Genomic DNA, 17744 nt, shown 5'->3' on the forward strand with positions numbered 1-17744 from the left:
CGCTACTCGGCGGCCGGAGCCGCGGCCTCGGCGGCGACGCGCGCGCGCAGCGCGCGGTTCTTCTGCTCCACCTGCGCCTCGAGGTCGGACGCGTAGGCGTCGAGCTGCGCCGCCACCGCGGGGTCGCTCGCGCCGAGGATCCGGGCGGCGAGGAGGCCCGCGTTCTTCGCACCGCCGATGCTGACGGTCGCGACCGGGATCCCGCCGGGCATCTGCACGATCGACAGCAGCGAGTCGAGCCCGTCGAGCTTGGCGAGCGGGACGGGGACGCCGATCACGGGCAGCGTGGTCATCGAGGCGACCATGCCGGGGAGGTGCGCGGCACCCCCGGCGCCCGCGATGATCGCGCGCAGGCCACGGCCCGCGGCGGATCGGGCGTAGTCCACCATCTTGTCGGGTGTGCGATGGGCGCTGACCACCTCGACCTCGTGCGCGATCCCGAACTCGCGCAGCACGGCCACGGCGTCGGCCATGACGGAGTAGTCGGAGTCGGAGCCCATGATGACGCCGACCAGGGGCTGCACGCGCTCACCAGTCATATCGCCTATCGTAGCGATGCCCGGAGCCTCCCACCGCTCGTCGCCCGCCTGCCCGGATTCCCTGATTGCGGTTCGCTCGCGCGGATGCCTATGCTGAGGGCGCCCGCGCGGCGGGCGACGAGCGGAGCCGCCCCGCGGAGCGGCGGAACGAGGGAGTCGGGATGAGCGCAGCCGAACCCGCGCAGCCCGGCCCGCCCGGCCCGCAGAGTCCCCGCACCAGACCGGTTCCCCCACCCCGGTTCAGCGAGCCGGCCGACAGCACCGTGCCGCTCGTGCTCCCAGGTCCGCCCATCTCGGTCGTGCTCGGGCCCGCGCCGCGGAGGGGCGCCGCGACGGCCGCTCACGAACCCGCGGAACCCCCGGCACCGGCCCCGGCACCCGCAACACCGGCGCCCGCAACACCGGCGCCCGCAACACCGGCGCCCGCAACACCCGCCGCACCGGCACCCGCAACACCGGCACCAGCGGCACCCGCAGCGCCAGCACCGGCGCCAGCCCCGACACCGGCACCGCACACGATCTCCGAACTCGCGCTCGACGATGACGACCTGGAGCTGACCATCGTCGTCCCCCGCGGGGCTCTCCTCACCGATTGGAACCTCGTCGACCGCGACGGGACCGCGTTCCGGCTGCACCGCAGCAACGTGCTCGGCCGCAGGCCGTCCGGGGCCGGCGCACCCGAGCACGCGCAGCTGGTGCTGCTCTCCGACCCCGATCGGGTGCTCTCGCGTACCCACGCGCTGCTCGAGGTCATCGACGACGAGGTCTGGGTGACCGATCTGCACTCCACGAACGGGAGCGCGGTGCGCGAGCCCGGGCAGCCCGCCCGGCGTCTCGAGCCGGGCACGCGCGTGCGCGTGCTGCTCGGCAGCGTGCTGAGCTTCGGCGGACGCACGGTCTCGTTCGCGTACGACGGGCACGGCCCCCGGGCCTAGAGGTCGAGCAAGGAGTCCTCATCACCCTCTATCGCGAACCCAAAAGGCTCCCATTGAGGCCTGGTTCACCCATGCGTGTTCGCTCAGCCGGATGTGAACGTTCCGCCGGACAGATCTGCCAGAACTCATCCGGCTGAGCGTTCACATCCGGCTGAGCGAACACGCGATCGAATCGGAGGTACGAGGAGAACCACCGGCGCCCCGAAAAGGCAATGTGCGCGAAATCCCAGCCCGAGCCGGCGGTTCCCCGTCAGCCAGGCCGCCCGGTTCGAGCAGGCGGCCCCGAGTTGAACATGCGCGCGGCGGCGAGCGCCTCGGCTCGCACGGCGGCGAGGTCGTCGCCGGTGACGGTGACGTGGCCGACCTTCCGGCCGGGGCGCGGCTGCTTGTCGTAGCTGTGGATCTTGGCCGAGGGGTGCGCGGCGAGCACCTCGGCGTAGCGGACCGGCATGGGGCCTTCGGCGGGACCGCCGAGCACGTTCACCATGACGGCGGCGGGCCGGGTCATCGCGGTGTCGCCGAGGGGCAGGTCGGCGACGGCGCGCAGGTGCTGCTCGAACTGGCTCGTGACGGACCCCTCGATCGAGAAGTGCCCCGAGTTGTGGGGGCGCATGGCGAGCTCGTTGACGAGCACGCGGCCGTCGCGGGTCTCGAACATCTCGACGGCGAGCACGCCGGTGACGCCGACGCCCTCGGCGACCGCGACTCCGATGCGGGCGGCCTCGTCGAGGGTCGCGGGATCGGCGACGGGGGCCGGTGCGAGCACCTCGGCGCAGACGCCGTCGCGCTGGATCGTCTCGACGACGGGCCAGGCGCGGGTCTCGCCGGAGGGGCGGCGGGCGACGAGCTGCGACAGCTCGCGGGTGAAGTCGACCAGTTCCTCGACGAGCAGCTGCCCGCCGCGGCCGTCCTCCGCGAGGGCGGCGAACCAGTCGCGCACCTCGCTCGCGTGGGAGACGACGCGGACCCCCTTGCCGTCGTAGCCGCCGCGGGCGGTCTTCACGACCGCGCGGCCTCCGTGGCCGTCGATGAAGGACTGCAGCGCGGTCTCGTCGGCGACGGCCGCCCAGGCGGGGACGGGGATGCCGAGTTCGCCGAGCTTCTGCCGCATGAGGATCTTGTCCTGGGCGAACTGGAGCGCGTCGGGGCGCGGGTGGACGGCGACGCCGCGGGCCTCGAGCTCGCGCAGGATCTCTCCGGGCACGTGCTCGTGGTCGAAGGTGATGACGTCGACCGTCTCGGCGAAGGCGTACACCGTCTCGGGGTCGCGGTAGTCGCCGACCCGGTCGGCGGCGCGCTCGGCGCTCGACCCCTCGTTCTCGGCGAGCACGCTGATGCGCAGGCCGAGGTGGATCGCGGGCGGCACCATCATGCGGGCGAGCTGCCCGCCGCCGATGACGCCGATGCGGATGCTGCCGATCTCTTCGATGCTGCTCACCCGATCCATTTTGCCAGGCGGCGACGCGCCGCGCGTCACCGACAATGGTTGACGCCAGACAACAAGACGCATATAGTTGCATTCCGTCAACGATTTGCGACCCCATCCGCGGGTCCGATCCGACTCCCCGTGCCGGCACGACCGCGCGACGCCCCCGGTGTCGCCGCCGGGCGCCGCGCACGCGCACCGAACGCACCGATCAGCAGAACAGGACCCCAGCACTCCAGATGTCCAGCACGGCAACACGATCCACACCCGACGGCGCCCCCGCGATCCCGGTCGCCTCCGCGAACGACGAGGTCCTGCACGGCCGAGCGAAGGCCTGGGCCCTCACCGGCCTGTTCCTCAGCATGGCCGTCTCGATGCTCTCGATGACGGTGGTCGGCACCTCGATGCCGATCATCATCGCCGACCTCGGCGGCGACCAGGCCGCGTTCACCTGGGTGGTCACCGCCACCATGCTCGCAAGCGCCATCTCGACGCCGATCTGGGGCAAGCTCGCCGACCTCACCAGCAAGAAGGTGCTGTTGCAGGCCTCGCTGATCATCTTCACCCTCGGATCCGCCCTCGCCGGCACCGCCGAGGGCCCCGGCTGGCTCATCGCGTTCCGCGTGCTGCAGGGGCTCGGCGCCGGCGGCCTCGGCGCGCTCGGACAGATCGTGCTCGCCGAGATCATCAGCCCGCGCGAGCGCGGCAAGTACATGGGCATCATGGGCGCGATCATGGCCGTCTCGACCGTCGGCGGCCCGCTGCTCGGCGGCGCCATCACCGACTCGATCGGCTGGCGCTGGAACTTCACTGTCGCCGTCCCCATCGCCGTCGTCGCGATCATCGTGCTGCAGCGCACCCTCCACCTCCACACCGCCCGCCGCAAGGTGAAGATCGACTACCTTGGCGCATCGCTCATCTCGATCGGCTTCGCGAGCCTCCTCATCTGGGTCACGCTCGGCGGCACCCAGTTCGACTGGTGGTCGTGGCAGACCGCGCTCATGGTGGGCGGCGGCATCGTGCTGCTCATCGCGGCCGTGGTCGTCGAGCTGAAGGTCGAGGAGCCCCTGATCCCGCTCGGCCTGTTCAGGAACCGCACCTTCACCATGGCCGTCATCGCGAGCCTCGCGGTCGGCCTGGCCATGTTCGGCACCTCGGTGTTCCTCGGCCAGTACATGCAGCTCGCGCGCGGCAAGACCCCGACCGAGTCCGGCCTGCTCACCATCCCGATGATGGCCGGCCTGCTCATCGCATCGACGCTCGTCGGCCAGATCATCTCGCGCACGGGCAAGTGGAAGCGCTACATGGTGGCGGGATCCTTCCTGCTGCTCGCGGGCCTGCTCCTGCTCGGCCAGCTGCGCTACGACACCTCCCTCTGGTACGTGGGCGCATCGATGTTCGTGCTCGGCGCCGGCGTCGGCATGTGCATGCAGAACCTCGTGCTCGTCGTGCAGAACACCGTCTCGCCCGACCAGATCGGCGTCTCGAGCTCGGCCGTCACCTTCTTCCGCACCATCGGCGGCACGGCGGGCATGTCGGCGCTCGGCGCGATGCTCTCGCACCAGATCGTCGACTTCGTGAAGGACGGCCTCGCCGCGCTCGCGAAGACCGATCCCGCGGCGCTGGCCGGCGCCGACAAGCTCGCCGGCGGCACGATCCCGAAGGTCGCCGAACTGCCCGGGCCGATCCGCACCGTGGTCGAGGCGGCCTACGGCCACGGCATCGGCGACGTGTTCCTCGCCGCCTCCCCGATCGCGATCATCGCGATCGTCGCGATCATGCTCCTGCCGAACCTGCCGCTGAGCAGCAAGAGCGCCGCCCAGCAGCGCTCCGAACTCGCCGCGAAGAACGCCGCGGACGAGGCCGAGCGCGCGGGCCTCGCAGCAACCGGACGTTAGGCTCGAATCATGCAGGATCAGCGGGATGCGGACGAGGCCACCGGCGACGGTGCGACCCCGGAGGGCGTCGCGCCCGGCGGCATCGACGGCGGCGTGCTCGACAGCCGCATCGCCGAGATCATCGCCGAGTTCTCGGAGGTGTTCGCCTACGCCCGCACCCGCTGGGCCCGGTTCGCCGAGGAGGTGCACCCGGAGCTCAAGGGCGTCGGCATGATCGTGCTGCAGCTGATCGTGAAGAAGGGCCCCATCACGGCCACCCGGATCGCGCAGATGCTCGACATGGACAAGGCGATGGTCAGCCGCCAGGTGGCGAAGCTCCGAGACCTCGACATGATCGACGCCGAGCCCGCGCCGGAGGATCGCCGCGTCGTGCTCCTGACCCCCAGCGCGAACGCCGTCGAGCTGCTCGACGGGCTGCGCGACCGCTGGGCGCACGGCTACCACGAGCGGTTCCGCGGCTGGACCCTGGCCGAGCTCGAGGTGATGCGCGACGGACTGCACCGCTTCAACGCGACCGCCGACCTCTCGATGCCCGACGGCCCGGCCGCGCGCTGCGTGCGCGAGCAGGGCTCCGATCCGAGCCCGGACTAGTCCCGCGCGCCCCGCAGTGCGTGCCGACAGGCGGCGAGGTCGGCTCCGGCGGCCCGCAACCAGCGCGCCGGCTCGGCGAGGGAACGTTCGGCGCTTCCCGCGAGTTCGGTGAGCGAGACGATCGAGGCGAAGCCCGAGAGCGGCGCATCGGTCGCGATCCGACCGGCGACGAGCGCGACGGGCACTCCCGCCGAGCGAGCGAGCTCGGCGACGTAGCCCGGCGCCTTTCCGTCGGCCGACTGCCCGTCGAACGCGCCCTCCCCCGTGATCACGAGATCGGCTCCCGAGAGGGCGTCGGCGAGCCCGATCAGCTCGGCCACCTCCGCCGCGCCCGGGAGCAGTTTGGCGCCGAGCACCGTGAGGGCTCCGCCGACGCCGCCCGCGGCGCCCGCGCCGGGAGTCGCGGGATCGAGGCCGCAGAGCGCCGCGAACCGGCCCATCGCCGCATCGACACGGGCGCGAACGGCCGGATCCACGAGCCCCTTCTGCGGCCCGAACACCTCGGCGGCTCCTCGCGGCCCCGTTAGCGGGTTCGAGACGTCGGTCAGGACGAGGGTCTCGGGCAGCTTCCGGAGCCCGCCGAGATCGACCCGCTCGAGGTCGAGCAGACCGCGCGCGCCGGCCGCGATCGGGACGCCCGCCCCGTCCAGCAGGCGCGCGCCGAGCGCCGTCAGCGCACCGGCACCGCCGTCGGTGGAAGCGCTCGATCCGATGCCGAGCACGAGACGCGAGACGCCGTGGCCGAGCGCGGCCGCGATGGCCGCACCGAAGGCCTCGCTACCGGCGTCGAGCGGGCGACCGGTGCCCACGCGCTCGATCCCGCAGATGACGGCGAGCTCGATCACCGCGGTGCCGCGGGGCGCGTCCGGAGCCGGTGGGAGCAGCAACCAGTACGGGTCGCCATGGCCGCCGTCGCCGAGCGGCATCCGCACCGCCTCCGGACGGGCCGCGGCGAACGCGGCCACCGTCCCCTCCCCGCCGTCGGCCATGGGTCGCAGGAGCAGCCGGGCGCCGGGCTCGACGCTCGCCCAGCCGTCGGCGAGGGCCGCGGCCGCGGCCACCGCGGAGATCGTGCCCTTCAGGCTGTCCGGTGCGACGACGACGCGGGTCAACCGACCTCCTCGGATCCGATCCTCTGCTCGAGCATGCGACGTGCGCCGACGGACCCCCGTCAGACCGCGCGCAGGATCACGGCGCTGCCCTGGCCGCCCCCGCCGCAGATGCCGATCGCGCCGAGCGTGCCGGGTCCGGCCTCGGCGAGCTGCCGGGCGAGGGTGCCCACGAGGCGGGCGCCCGAGGCGCCGATCGGGTGACCGAGCGCGATCGCGCCGCCGTGAGGGTTGACGACGTCGCCGCCGATGCCGAGCTCCTTCGTCGACTGGATCCCGACCGAGGCGAACGCTTCGTTGATCTCGACGACCGCGAGGTCCTGCGCGGTCGCGCCGCCGGGGACCTTCGCGAGCGCCGCAGTGATGGCGCGCGACGGCTGCGAGTGCAGCTGGGTGTCGGGGCCGGCCACGAGCGCGGTCGCCTCGACGCGGGCCAACGGCGTGACGCCGAGCCGTTCGGCGGCGGCCTCGCTCACGAGCACGAGCGCGGCGGCGCCGTCGGTGATCGGCGACGCGTTGCCCGCGGTGATCCCGCCGTCCTTGGCGAACGACGGACGCAGGCCGGCGAGCACCTCGACGGTGGTGTCGGCGCGGATCCCGTCGTCGGCCGAGACGACGGTGTCGCCGCGGCGCGAGGTTACGGTGAACGGCGCGATCTCACCGGCGAAGAACTCGGCCGACGCCGCGGCGCGCTGGTGCGAGGTCGCTGCGAAGGCGTCCTGCTCCGCACGGCCGATGCCGAGGGGGACGTTGCCCTGCTCCGTGAGCGCGCCCATGGCGACCTGGTCGAACGCGTCCGACAGGCCGTCGTGCTCGGTCGTGTCGATGAGCTGCGCAGTGCCGTACTTCGTGCCCGCGCGCAGCGGGATCACGTGCGGCGCGAGCGACATCGACTCCTGGCCGACGGCGAGCACGACCTCGGCCTCGCCCGCGGCGATGAGGCGAGCCGCCTGCGACACGGCCTCCGCGCCCGAGAGGCAGACGGCGTTCAGCGTGATCGCGGGCGTCTCGAGCGGGATCCCCGCGCCGACCGCGGTCTGGCGGGCGGGGTTCTGACCCGCCCCGGCCTGCAGCACCTGTCCGGCGACGACCGCGTCGACGTCCTCCGGCCGGATCCCGGCGCGCTCCAGCGCCGCGGACGCGGCGTGCGCACCGAGCGCGGTCGCGGGCTGCGCGGCGAGCTGCCCGGTGAAGCGGGTGAACGGGGTGCGGGCGTACCCGGCGATGAGCGCGTTCATGCGTGTGCCTCCTCGAAGGTTCGAGCGCGGCGGTGCGAGCGCCCCGCCGCCTGCACAGCATCCTGCCCCATTCGGCCGCGAGCCGCCCGGCCCACTCTGCACCGCCGAGCACCGCCACACCGTGCAGGCCCGCGCGATCGGGCACCGGGCGCGGGAGCCGGGGACACGGGCGGGACCGCAATAGGCTGGATCGCATGCCTGACGCGCCTTCCGCACCCGATGCGCCGACGCACGCCGCGGACGCCCCGGAACGCGCCCCGCGACGCGGTCGTCGACGCACCCCGCGACGCGGTCTGCAAATCGGCCTCGGCGTCGCGCTCGCGGCCGCGCTCGCCGGCGGCTACGTCGCCGCGTGCGCGCTCGCGCCCCTGCCCGATCTCGAGCCGCGCCTCTCGATCGATGCCGAGCAGACCTTCCGCCCGGATCCCGAGATCAGCGCGCAGCGCACGGTGAACCGCCAGTCGAAGCCCACCGCGCTCGGCTGGGCCGGCGACTCCGGTGCGTGGACCAACGACTTCGACACCCCGCGGCAGATCGCGAGCATCACGAAGCTCGTCACGGTGCTCGTCTGCCTGGACGCGAAGCCGGTCGAGCCCGGATCGGACGGCCCGAGCTACGTGCTCACCGAGCGGGACGCGGAGATCCGCCGGACCGTGCTGGAATCCGACGGCGTCGTCGCGGACGTGCCGGTGGGCCGCAAGCTCACGACCCGGCAGTTCATCGAGCTGGCGCTGCTCCCCTCGTCCAACAACTACGCGATCGGCTACGCGGAGCGGGTGTTCGGATCGAACGCCGGATTCCAGAAGGCCGCCGCCGCGTGGGCCGAGAAGCACGGCCTCAAGACCCTCCGGGTCTCGGAGCCGAGCGGCCTGTCGGAGCGGAACGTCGCGAGCGCGGTCGACCTCGTCGAGGTCGGGCGCCTCGCGCTCGCCGATCCGCTCGTCGCCGAGGTCGTCGCCGAGCCCTGGGCGGACATCCCCGGCATCGGACCGATCTCGAACTCGAACCCGCTCATCGGGGACGCGAACGTGATCGGGCTCAAGACCGGGACCCTCAGCAGTGCGGGCTTCAACCTGCTCGCGGCCCGCAAGGATCGCGTGGGCGACCGCGAGGTGGTCAGCATCGCCGCGGTGCTCGGCCGCCCCGACGGTTCGGCTCGGGCGCGGGACGCGCGCGCCGTACTGCGCGACGCCCCGAAAGCCGCCGACGAGGTCGCGCTGGTCGAGGCCGACACGAAGGTCGGCACCGTACGCACCTGGCAGGGCGAGACGATCGAACTGCGAGCGACGCGCGCTGCCGCGGCGGTCCTCCTGCCCGACGAGACCGCGTCGCTGCGGGTGCGGATCGGCGCCCTCGGCGCCGGCGAGGCCGGACGCTCGGTCGGCGTGATCCGCACGAAGGCGCCGAGCGGTGCTGCGACGGTTCCCGTGGTCACCGCCCGAGCGATCGAGCGTCCTGACCTGTGGTGGCGCGTCACGCACCCCGCGACGGCGTTCGCGGGGTACTTCGGGGGCTGAGGCTCACGCTGGGCCGCTCGCCCCGCATGTGCGCCCGCGCTCGCCCGCACCGAATTCGGGTGCGGCGAATGGCGGCTTCCCCGCGCGAGGAACCCGCCATATGCCGAACCCGAACCGGAGGATCGGCTCCGGGCGCCCGAACCGGAAGATCGGCTCGGCCGCGATCGGCTCAGGCCTCCGCGACGAGCGCGCCGTCGGCGAGTCGGCGCACGACGCCGGTCAGATGGTCCACCCCGGCGATCAGATCCGCGTCCCTCGTGAACTCCGCGAGGTTGTGCGAGACCCCGTCGACGCTCGGCACGAACAGCATCACCGTCGGCACCGCGTCCTTCATGTTCGTCGAGTCGTGCCCCGCGACCGTCATGACCCGGTCGTGCGTCAGCCCGAGCTCCTCCGCGACCTCGCGCGCCAGCTCCACACCGTCCTCGGGGTACGGATTCTGATCCCAGCTGTGCTCGGCCGTGATCTCGATCCCGACCCGGTCCTCGCGCTGCACCCGCTCCACGGTGCGCATGAGCGAGGCGTGCGCGGCGCGGATCACCTCGGCGCTCGGCGAGCGCAGGTCGAGCAGCAGCTCCACCTCGCTCGCGACGACCACGGGCGAGTTCGGATACACGTTCAACTCGCCGCACGCGGTGTGCAGGACACCCGGCTCGAACTCGTCGACGAGCTCCCGCGCCGCGACCACGAGGCGCGCGGCGCCGAGCAGCGCGTCGCGGCGGTCGGCCATCAGCGTCGAGCCGCTGTGCGCCTGCTCGCCCGTCACCCGGAACTCGAACTTGTGCGCGGCCCAGGTCGCGTTCACGAGGCCGATCGTGACCCCGTCCTCCTCCATGCTGCGGCCCTGCTGCACGTGGATCTCCGCGTACGAGGCGACGTCGAGACCGTCGAGGTCGCCTCGCTCGTCGATCGCGTCGAGCGCGTCGACCACCGACACGCCATGCGGATCCGTCGTCGCGAGCGCCGTCTCGAGCGGCAGCTTGCCGGTGAACACCGAGCTGCCCATCATCGACGGCTTGAAGCGCGACCCCTCCTCGTTGAACCAGTTGACGACCGCGAGGTTGAACCGCGGCGTCCGCCCCGAGGCGCGCAGTTCGTCGGCGACGCGGAAGCACGCGTGCGCCGACGCCATCACGCCGTAGGCGCCATCGAATCGGCCGGCAGTTGGCTGCGAGTCCATGTGGGATCCCGTGAGCACGTAGGGCGCGCCGGGCACGAGTTCGAGCAGGCCGAACTGGTTGCCGATCGCGTCGCGGCGCACGGCGAATCCGCGCGACTGGAGCAGTTCGGCGAACCAGGCCCGCTGCTCGCCGTCGGCGCCGCTCGCGGCCTGGCGGTCCACGCCGCCGGTGCCGGGCACCGCGCCGAACCGCGAGTGCACGGCCCAGTCGGCGAGGAAGCGCGCGTCGAGGTCTGCGTTCCGGGGCTCGTCTGCTGCGTCATCATGCGTCCTTCCGGGTGGTGCGGGAATCGTAGCTCAGTCGCCCGCCGAGCACGGTCGCGACGATGGCTAGGTCGGCGATCCGCGGGGCGTCGACGGGCGATGCCGAGAACACGGCGAAGTCGGCGAGCTTGCCCCGCTCGAGGGTGCCGACGTCGGCGATCCGCCCGGTGGCGCGCGCCGCCCACTCGGTGTGGGTGCGCAGCGCCTCCTCCGGGGTGATCGCCTCGTCGGGTCCGAGCAGCGCGCCGCTGTCGGTGCGCCGGTCGACGGCCGCCTGCATGCCGCGGCGCAGGTCGTTGTCGGCGACGGGCAGGTCGGAGGATCCGGCGAGCACGATGCCGGCGTCGATCACCGAGCGTCCGCGGTAGAGCCAGGGCGCGCGATCCGGGCCGACGCGGTCCGCCATCTGGTCGCCGATGGGCCCGATGAAGCCCGCCTGCGGGGTGACGGCGACCGCGAGCCGGCCCGCGCGCTCCACCTGGTCGGGGCGGGCGATGCCGAAGTGCTCGATCCGGCAGGGGACGGCGAGCCGGCCGTAGCGCTCCTGCGCCTCCTCGATGAGGTCGAGGGCGAGGTCGATCGCGGCGTCGCCGATGGCGTGCAGGGCGAGCGGCCAGCCCGCACGGTAGGCGCCGAGGGCGCGCTCGCGGTAGACCGCTGGCTCGTCGAGCAGGTAGCCGGTGTTGTGGTCGTGCCCGCAGTAGTCCTCGGTGACCGCGGCGGTCGCGCCGAGCAGCGAACCGTCGAGGAACACCTTCACGTGCCCGAAGCGCACGGCGTCGTCGCCGAAGCCGAAGCGGATGCCGAGGTCGAGACCGGCCCCGGATCCCTCGCGGTGGAAATCTGCGGCGTGCGCGGTGAGCGGCCGCAGCGCGTCGATCGCCGGCATGAGCTGAGCGCGGGCGTGCAGCCGCCCCCGCTCCGCGGCGGCCTGGTAGGCCGCGACCTCGATCGGGCTGTGCCCGATCCAGCCGCCGCCGACGCCCGCCTCCGAGAAGCTCGTGATGCCCTGCGCCGCGTACCGCGAGGTCGCGGCGTCGAGCGCCTCGACCAGCCGCTCGGTCGAATACGGCAGCAGCAGCGCCTGCACGAGGCCCTGCGCCGCCTCCTCGACGAGCCCGGTCGGTCGGCCCTCGCCGTCGCGCACGACCACGCCGCCGACGGGGTTCTCGAAGCCGGGTTCGAGCGCGCCGACGAGCCGCAGGGTCGCGGTATTGGTGATCGACGCGTGGCCGGAGGTGTGCCGCAGATAGAGCGGACGGCCGCCGGTGAGGGCGTCGAGCCGGTCGATCTCGGGGAAGCGGTCCCCGTGGTGCGCCTGGTTGAAGCCGGTGCCGTGCACCCAGGCGTCGGGATCACCCGCCGCATCGAGCCGCTCGACCTCGGCGGCGATCAGCGCGTAGAGCTCGTCGAGGCCGCGGGCGCGGCTGAGGTCGATCGCGGCGAGGCCGAGCCCCCACCAGGCGGTGTGGCAGTGGGCGTCGATCAGGCCGGGCGTCACGCAGGCGTCGCCGAAGTCGAGCGTGCGCTCGGCGTCGAGCCCCGCGATCTCCTCGTCGAAGCCGACGATCCGGTCGCCGATCACGCCGACGGCGGTGGCGCGCGGGCGGGTCGCATCGAGGGTGATGATCTCGGTCGCGCGCAGGATGAGGTCGAGTCGCATGGCTGGGGTGTCTCCGGTTCGTTCAGCTCGGGGGTACGTTCGGGGGCCGCGGCGCTCAGGTCGCGGCGCTCAGGCCGCGATCTCGGCCGATGCGGGCGGCATGACCCGCGAGTCGATGCGGACGTGGATCAGCGCGGGCCCGTCGGCGGCGAGCGCCCGGTCGAGGGCGCCGGCGAACTCCCCGGTGCGCTCGACGAGTTCGCCGTGCCCGCCGAAGGAGCGCATCCACGCCGCGAAGTCGGGGTTCGCCATGCGGGTGCCCGAGGGGCGGCCCGGGTAGTGGTGCTCCTGGTGCTGCACGATGGTGCCGTAGATGCCGTTGTCGACGACGATCACGAGCGGGGAGCCGCCGTGCGCGATGGCCGTGGCGATCTCCTGCCCGTTCATGAGGAAGTCGCCGTCGCCGCAGACGGCGACCGCGCGGCGGTCGGGGAAGGCGAGCGAGGCCGCGACCGCGGCGGGGACGGCAAGGCCCATCGCGCCGTTGCGCGCGCCGACGAGGCTCGCGGGATCGAGGTGCCGCACGAAGCGGTGCGCCCAGATGGTCGCGTTGCCGGCGCCGAAGGTGAGGACCGCGCGGCCGTCGAGCCGCGCGTCGAGCTCGCCGAATGCGACGCCGAGGTCGACTCCGGCGGCGACGGCCTCGGCGACCGCGGCCGCGTCCCCGTGATCGCCGGCCCCGCCGGCGACCGATGCGTCGGAGCGGTGGGCGGCGAAGCGCTGCTGCGCGGCGGCGCGCCCGCGCATCCAGGCGTCGCCGCGGGATCCGCGGGCGGCCGTCGGGTCGGTGGCCGCGAGGGCGGTCGAGAACTCGGCGGGTGCGGAGAGGATCTGCTGGTCGATGCGGCCCGCGTGCTGCACGGCCTCGGGGTCGAGCGAGACGAGCACGGTCTCGGCGTCGAAGCCGAGCGTGTAGCCGTCGCTCAGCACGTCGGAGCGCGAGCAGCCGACGAAGACGAGCAGGTCGGCCTCGGCGTAGCCGGCCGCCACCGCGTCGGCGCGGCCGTAGCCGAGCCAGCCGGCCCAGGCGCCGCCCGCGTGCGGCACCGCATCGTAGGCCCGCCAGTCGCAGAACACGGGCACTCCGGCGGCCTCCGCCCAGTCGAGCAGCGCGCGTCCCTCCCCCGCATGCCAGCCGTCGCCGCCGGCGACGATCGCGGGGCGCTCGGCACCCGCGATCCGGGCCACGAGGGCGGCGAGCTCGGCCGGCGCCGGCACGGGCCGGGGCGACGCGACGGGGGCGGGCGTCGCCGCGTCGGTGCGGTGCACGAGCACGTCTTCGGGAAGCCCCACCACCACGGGGCCGGGGCGGCCCGCGGCGGCGATCCGCATGGCCTCGGCGACGAGCTCGCCCGCGCGATCCGCGTCGTCGATCGTCATGACGCGCTTCGCGTTGGAGCCGAACCAGCCGCTCAGGCTGAACTCCTGGAACGCCTCGCGCTCGCGGTCGGCGACGGGGACGAGGCCGACGAACAGCACGAGCGGCGTCGCGTCCTGCCAGGCCGTGTGGATCGCGATCATCGCGTTCGCGGCGCCCGGACCGCGGGTCACCATGGCGACGCCGGGGCGGCCCGTGAGCCGTCCCTCGGCGAGCGCCATGAACCCGGCGCCGCCCTCGTGGCGGCAGACCACCGTCTCGATCGACGAGTCGTGCAGGCCGTCGAGCACGTCGAGGTAGCTCTCGCCCGGCACGGCGTAGACGCGGGAGACGCCGTGGGTCTCGAGCGTGCGAACGATCAGGTGTCCTGCCGACTGCGGCATGGTGGGGTCCTTCCGGGAAGTGCGGTCTGGTGGGCGGGCCGTGCGTCTCGGCTCAGTGCTTGAAGCCGGGCAGCCGCACGCTGAGACGCGGGGCGATCACGCCGGCCACCGCGGTGAACAGCGAGAGGAACACGAGCATCGCGGCGGCCGGCCACCAGTGGTTCGCGGCGGACGCGACGAAGCCGGTGGCGAGCAGCGGGATGAAGCCGGAGAGCATGCCGGCGACGTTCTGCGCGAGGCCGACGCCCGTGTAGCGGGTCTTCGCGGGGAAGAGGCCGGTGAGCACGGTGCCCGATGCCGCGTAGGGCAGCGAGAGGGTGCAAACGGCGAGGGTCATCGCGATGACGACGAGCACGGGGTTGCCCGAGGCCAGCAGCAGGAAGGCGGGGACCGCGACGACGGCCGAGGCGATGCCGCCCCAGAGGATCACGCGGCTCGCGCCGTACTTGGTGCCGAGATGCCCGCCCCACAGCAGCGCGAGGATCTCGAAGGCGGCGGCCACCATGCTGCCGAGGAGCATGAGCGAGGAGTCGTAGTGCAGGACGTTCACGCCGTACCAGACGCAGAACGCGGTGACGAGGTAGAAGCCGCCGACGCCGAGCAGGGCCGCGGCCATGCCGACGATGATCTGCCTCCAGCTGTCGCGGAAGGTGGTGAGCACGGGGCTCTTCACGACCTCGCCCGATTCCTCGAGCTGACGGAAGACGGGCGACTCCTCGAGCTTGCTCCGGATGTAGATCGCGATGAGCAGCAGCGGCAGCGCGACGAGGAACGGGATGCGCCAGCCCCAGGCGTCGAAGTTCTGCTGCGAGAAGACGAGGGTCGCGACGAAGAATCCGCCGGACGACAGGATGGTGCCGATGGGCGAGCCGATCTGCGGGATCGCGGCGTAGCGCGCCCGGAGGTGCAGCGGGGCGTTCTCGACCACGAGGGTCATGGCGCCCGACCACTCGCCGCCGACGAAGAGGCCCTGCAGCACGCGCAGCAGCACGAGCAGGATCGGCGCGGCGATGCCGATCGCGGCGTAGGTGGGCAGCAGGCCGATGAGCCCGGTGACGAGGCCGATGCCCACGATGGTGATCATGAGCACCACGCGGCGGCCGATGCGGTCGCCCATGCGTCCGAAGATCATCCCGCCGATGGGGCGGGCCGCGAGCCCGACGCCGAAGGTGGCGAACGAGGCGAGGGCCGCAGCGGTCGCGTTCTCGCTCGTGAAGTACTGGACGTTGAACACGAGCGCCGCCGCGGCGCTGAACAGGAAGAAGTCGTACCACTCGAGCGCGGTGCCGATGAGCGCGCCGAGGGCGACCCGGTTGGCCTCCGCGACGGTCAATTCCTGGGTGGCCTGGTATTCGATGGCCGATGTCTTCGTGGTCTCGCTCATGTCTCTCTCCGTCGAGGGATCCGCAGGTGGGAATCCGGTGTGCAAGCGGGCCGGCTCGCGAGCGGGTCGCGGCGTCACCATCGAGCATGCCAGGGGATTCGCCCCGACTACGCCGTCCGATGCCGCCGTTTTGGCGCTCGAAACAGTGCATATGCACATATTCTGGGGGAATGACCGACTCCGTTCCGCATCGACTCACCGGTACTCCCATACCGGGGGACCGCTCGCGCTGGCTCGAGCTGCTCGACCGGCTCGACGTCGACGAGCTGACCGACACCTTCCTCTCGCTGGTCGGCACGGTCCCCGGCTACGACCCGCCGCCGATCCCGGTCTCGGAGATGCGGCGCACCGGGCGCCTCTCGTTCATCGCACTGGTCGACGGCCTGCGCTCGGGCGGCTTCACGAGCCCGATCCCCGTCTCGAGCGACGTCGGCGTCTCGCGCGCCCGGGCCGGGATCCCGCTCACCGCGCTCATGACCGCGATCCGCGGCGACTTCACCGTGCTCTGGGAAGCGCTCACCCGCGTCGCGGACGCGGACGACGCCGAACTGATCGTGCGCCACACGGGCATCGTGCTCCGCACCGTCGACGAGTACGCGGGGCAGACGCAGCGGGCGTACCTCGCCGAGCAGCAGCGCATGCGGGAGGAGGCGGCCTCGGTGCGCCAGGGCCTCATCGCCTCGCTGTTCCAGGAGCCGCAGCCGACCGGGGAGCGCCTCAGCGCCATCGCGCACGAGCTCGGGCTCCCGCTCGAGGCGCCGCTCGTCGCGGTCGCGGCGGTCGGCGACGACATCCCGGCCCTGCGCGTGCTCGTCTCGGAGGTGGAGCGCGCGGGCGGGACGGTGCGCACCCATCACCTCGGCGACACGCTCGTCGCGTTCTCGCGCCCGCAGGAGCTCCCGGGATCGCGCGTCGAAGCGCTGGTCGCGCAGCTCGTGCGCCTGCGCGTCGGCATCGTCGAAGCGCCCACGGGCCTCGCGGAGCTGCGGCAGAGCGCTCGCACCGCGCAGGAGCTGGCGCGCCTGTTCCGGCCCGACGAGGAGGGCGCGATGACCTGGGCGCGCGGATGGGCGCGGCTCGCGGCCCGCCGGCTGCTGGCGTCGGGGTCGCCGATCATGGCGGACGTGCACGCCGCGCTCGCACGCTGCGGCGACGCGGAGCGGACGCGGCTCGAGGAGGCCGTGCGCAGCTTCCTCCGCACGGGCAGCGTCGGGGTGTCGGCCGAAGAGCTGTTCTGCCACCGGAACACCCTCGCGAACCGGCTCCGCCGCTTCGCCGAGCTGACGGGCGTGGACCCGCAGGTGCCCGAGCAGGCCGCGCGCCTCGTGATCGGCTGGGCCCAGGCCCCGGTCGGCTAGGCCGGGCCCGCCGGGCCGACGCGCTCGGCCACCACCCGGCGCAGCGCGCCGAGCGCGAGCCCGATCGATTCGACGTCGATGCGCTCGTCGTGCCCGTGCACGCCGTCGCGGTACCGCTCGTAGCTCCACCCGGGACCCAGCAGGCCGAAGCCGTACGACGGGATGCCGAGCTCGCGGAAGTGCCGCGCGTCGGACCCTCCGGCCGCAGCGATCGGCACGACCGGGGCGCCGGCGACCTCGCGGATCGCGCGTTCGAGCGCGCCGTACAGCGGCTCCTCGGTGGAGGAACCGGTCGCCACCCAGCCGCGCAACGGCGTGATCTCGACCCGGTCGGCGAGGTCGCCGAGCATGGTGCGCAGCAGCGCGTCGACGTCGTCGTCGCTCGTGCCGGGCAGGGTGCGGATGTCGAGGTCGATCGTGCCGACGGCCGGGATCACGTTGTGCGCGGTTCCGGCGCGCAGCACCGTCGGCGAGATCGTGACGCGCGAGACGGCGTGCGCATAGCCCGCGATCCGGCCGAGCTCGGGCAGCGCGGCGTCGAGCCGCACGGGGTCGAGCAGCCGCTCCACGAGATCGGGATCCGCGACGCGGGCGCCGACGAACGCCGACCAGAGCGGGCCGAGCTGGATCGCCGGGGCGACCTCGCGCAGGCGGTGGAGCACCTCGCCGATGCCGTAGGCGGCGCTCGTCGCGCCGTAGGGGATCGAGGCGTGCCCGGGCACGCCGGCGAGCGTGAGACGCCGGCTGGCGGATCCCTTCTCGGCGACCCCCACGGCCACGTGCGCGCCCATGCGCTGCCCCCGGATTCCGACAGGAGCTCGGTCACGCGCATCGCGGCGGGGTGCTCGCGCAGCAGCCACTTCACGCCGTAGTCGCCCCCG

The 17744-nt window shown here is 73.3% G+C and carries 14 protein-coding genes; 5 read left to right on the forward strand and 9 right to left on the reverse strand.

Translation table 11 applies throughout. The features are described from left to right. Window positions 1-2: 2 nt before the first annotated feature. Entirely contained in the window at window positions 3-539 is a 537-nt protein-coding gene (gene purE, locus AB3K78_RS12925) for a 5-(carboxyamino)imidazole ribonucleotide mutase (RefSeq protein WP_416443860.1), read from the reverse strand. A gap of 161 nt (window positions 540-700) precedes the next feature. Here purE and AB3K78_RS12930 point away from each other — a divergent pair, with 161 nt between their 5' ends. Continuing rightward, window positions 701-1474 (forward strand): FHA domain-containing protein, encoded by a 774-nt coding sequence (locus AB3K78_RS12930; RefSeq protein ID WP_416443862.1) that lies wholly within the window; start codon window positions 701-703, stop codon window positions 1472-1474. A 250-nt stretch (window positions 1475-1724) separates the two neighbouring features. On the opposite strand, the gene AB3K78_RS12935 is transcribed toward AB3K78_RS12930, so the two are convergent. Further along, entirely contained in the window at window positions 1725-2921 is a 1197-nt protein-coding gene (locus tag AB3K78_RS12935) for a 5-(carboxyamino)imidazole ribonucleotide synthase (RefSeq protein WP_416443864.1), read from the reverse strand. A gap of 218 nt (window positions 2922-3139) precedes the next feature. Between AB3K78_RS12935 and AB3K78_RS12940 the strand changes: the two genes are divergently transcribed. Both AB3K78_RS12940 and AB3K78_RS12945 read left to right on the forward strand, forming a co-directional pair. Next, entirely contained in the window at window positions 3140-4798 is a 1659-nt protein-coding gene (locus AB3K78_RS12940) for a DHA2 family efflux MFS transporter permease subunit (protein ID WP_416443866.1), read from the forward strand. Between the two features lie 9 nt (window positions 4799-4807). Beyond that, entirely contained in the window at window positions 4808-5389 is a 582-nt protein-coding gene (locus AB3K78_RS12945; protein WP_416443868.1) for a MarR family winged helix-turn-helix transcriptional regulator, read from the forward strand. Here AB3K78_RS12945 and AB3K78_RS12950 read toward each other — a convergent pair. Next, a complete protein-coding gene (locus AB3K78_RS12950) occupies window positions 5386-6501 on the reverse strand; it encodes a glycerate kinase (RefSeq protein ID WP_416443870.1) in 1116 nt (371 codons plus the stop codon). The genes AB3K78_RS12945 and AB3K78_RS12950 overlap by 4 nt on opposite strands. A 59-nt stretch (window positions 6502-6560) precedes the next feature. Further along, complete coding sequence (locus AB3K78_RS12955; protein WP_416443872.1) at window positions 6561-7736, reverse strand: acetyl-CoA C-acyltransferase; 1176 nt, start codon at window positions 7734-7736, stop codon at window positions 6561-6563. A gap of 194 nt (window positions 7737-7930) precedes the next feature. On the opposite strand from AB3K78_RS12955, the gene AB3K78_RS12960 reads away from it, so the two are divergent. Beyond that, window positions 7931-9253: a D-alanyl-D-alanine carboxypeptidase family protein gene (locus AB3K78_RS12960; RefSeq protein ID WP_416443874.1), complete on the forward strand. Its 1323-nt coding sequence runs from the start codon at window positions 7931-7933 to the stop codon at window positions 9251-9253. A gap of 169 nt (window positions 9254-9422) precedes the next feature. Here the strand turns inward: AB3K78_RS12960 and AB3K78_RS12965 are convergent, their stop codons facing one another. From AB3K78_RS12965 to AB3K78_RS12980, 4 genes are all read right to left on the reverse strand, one after another. Next, window positions 9423-10634: a M20 family metallo-hydrolase gene (locus AB3K78_RS12965; protein WP_416443876.1), complete on the reverse strand. Its 1212-nt coding sequence runs from the start codon at window positions 10632-10634 to the stop codon at window positions 9423-9425. A 61-nt stretch (window positions 10635-10695) separates the two neighbouring features. Then, on the reverse strand, window positions 10696-12360 hold the full coding sequence (locus AB3K78_RS12970; RefSeq protein WP_416443878.1) for an amidohydrolase: 1665 nt from the start codon (window positions 12358-12360) through the stop codon (window positions 10696-10698). Between the two features lie 69 nt (window positions 12361-12429). After that, window positions 12430-14121 carry a thiamine pyrophosphate-dependent enzyme gene (locus AB3K78_RS12975; protein ID WP_416443880.1) on the reverse strand — a complete coding sequence of 564 codons (1692 nt, stop codon included), beginning with the start codon at window positions 14119-14121 and terminating at the stop codon, window positions 12430-12432. Between the two features lie 52 nt (window positions 14122-14173). Further along, window positions 14174-15505: an MFS transporter gene (locus AB3K78_RS12980; protein ID WP_416443882.1), complete on the reverse strand. Its 1332-nt coding sequence runs from the start codon at window positions 15503-15505 to the stop codon at window positions 14174-14176. 170 nt (window positions 15506-15675) lie between these two features. Between AB3K78_RS12980 and AB3K78_RS12985 the strand changes: the two genes are divergently transcribed. After that, window positions 15676-16863 (forward strand): PucR family transcriptional regulator, encoded by a 1188-nt coding sequence (locus AB3K78_RS12985; RefSeq protein WP_416443884.1) that lies wholly within the window; start codon window positions 15676-15678, stop codon window positions 16861-16863. Here AB3K78_RS12985 and AB3K78_RS12990 read toward each other — a convergent pair. Beyond that, window positions 16860-17654, reverse strand: a complete 795-nt coding sequence (locus AB3K78_RS12990; protein ID WP_416443886.1) for a M20/M25/M40 family metallo-hydrolase — start codon at window positions 17652-17654, stop codon at window positions 16860-16862. The genes AB3K78_RS12985 and AB3K78_RS12990 overlap by 4 nt on opposite strands. Between the last annotated feature and the right edge of the window lie 90 nt (window positions 17655-17744).

Source organism: Leucobacter sp. HNU (assembly GCF_047946755.1).
In the GTDB taxonomy this organism is placed as follows: Bacteria; Actinomycetota; Actinomycetes; order Actinomycetales; family Microbacteriaceae; genus Leucobacter.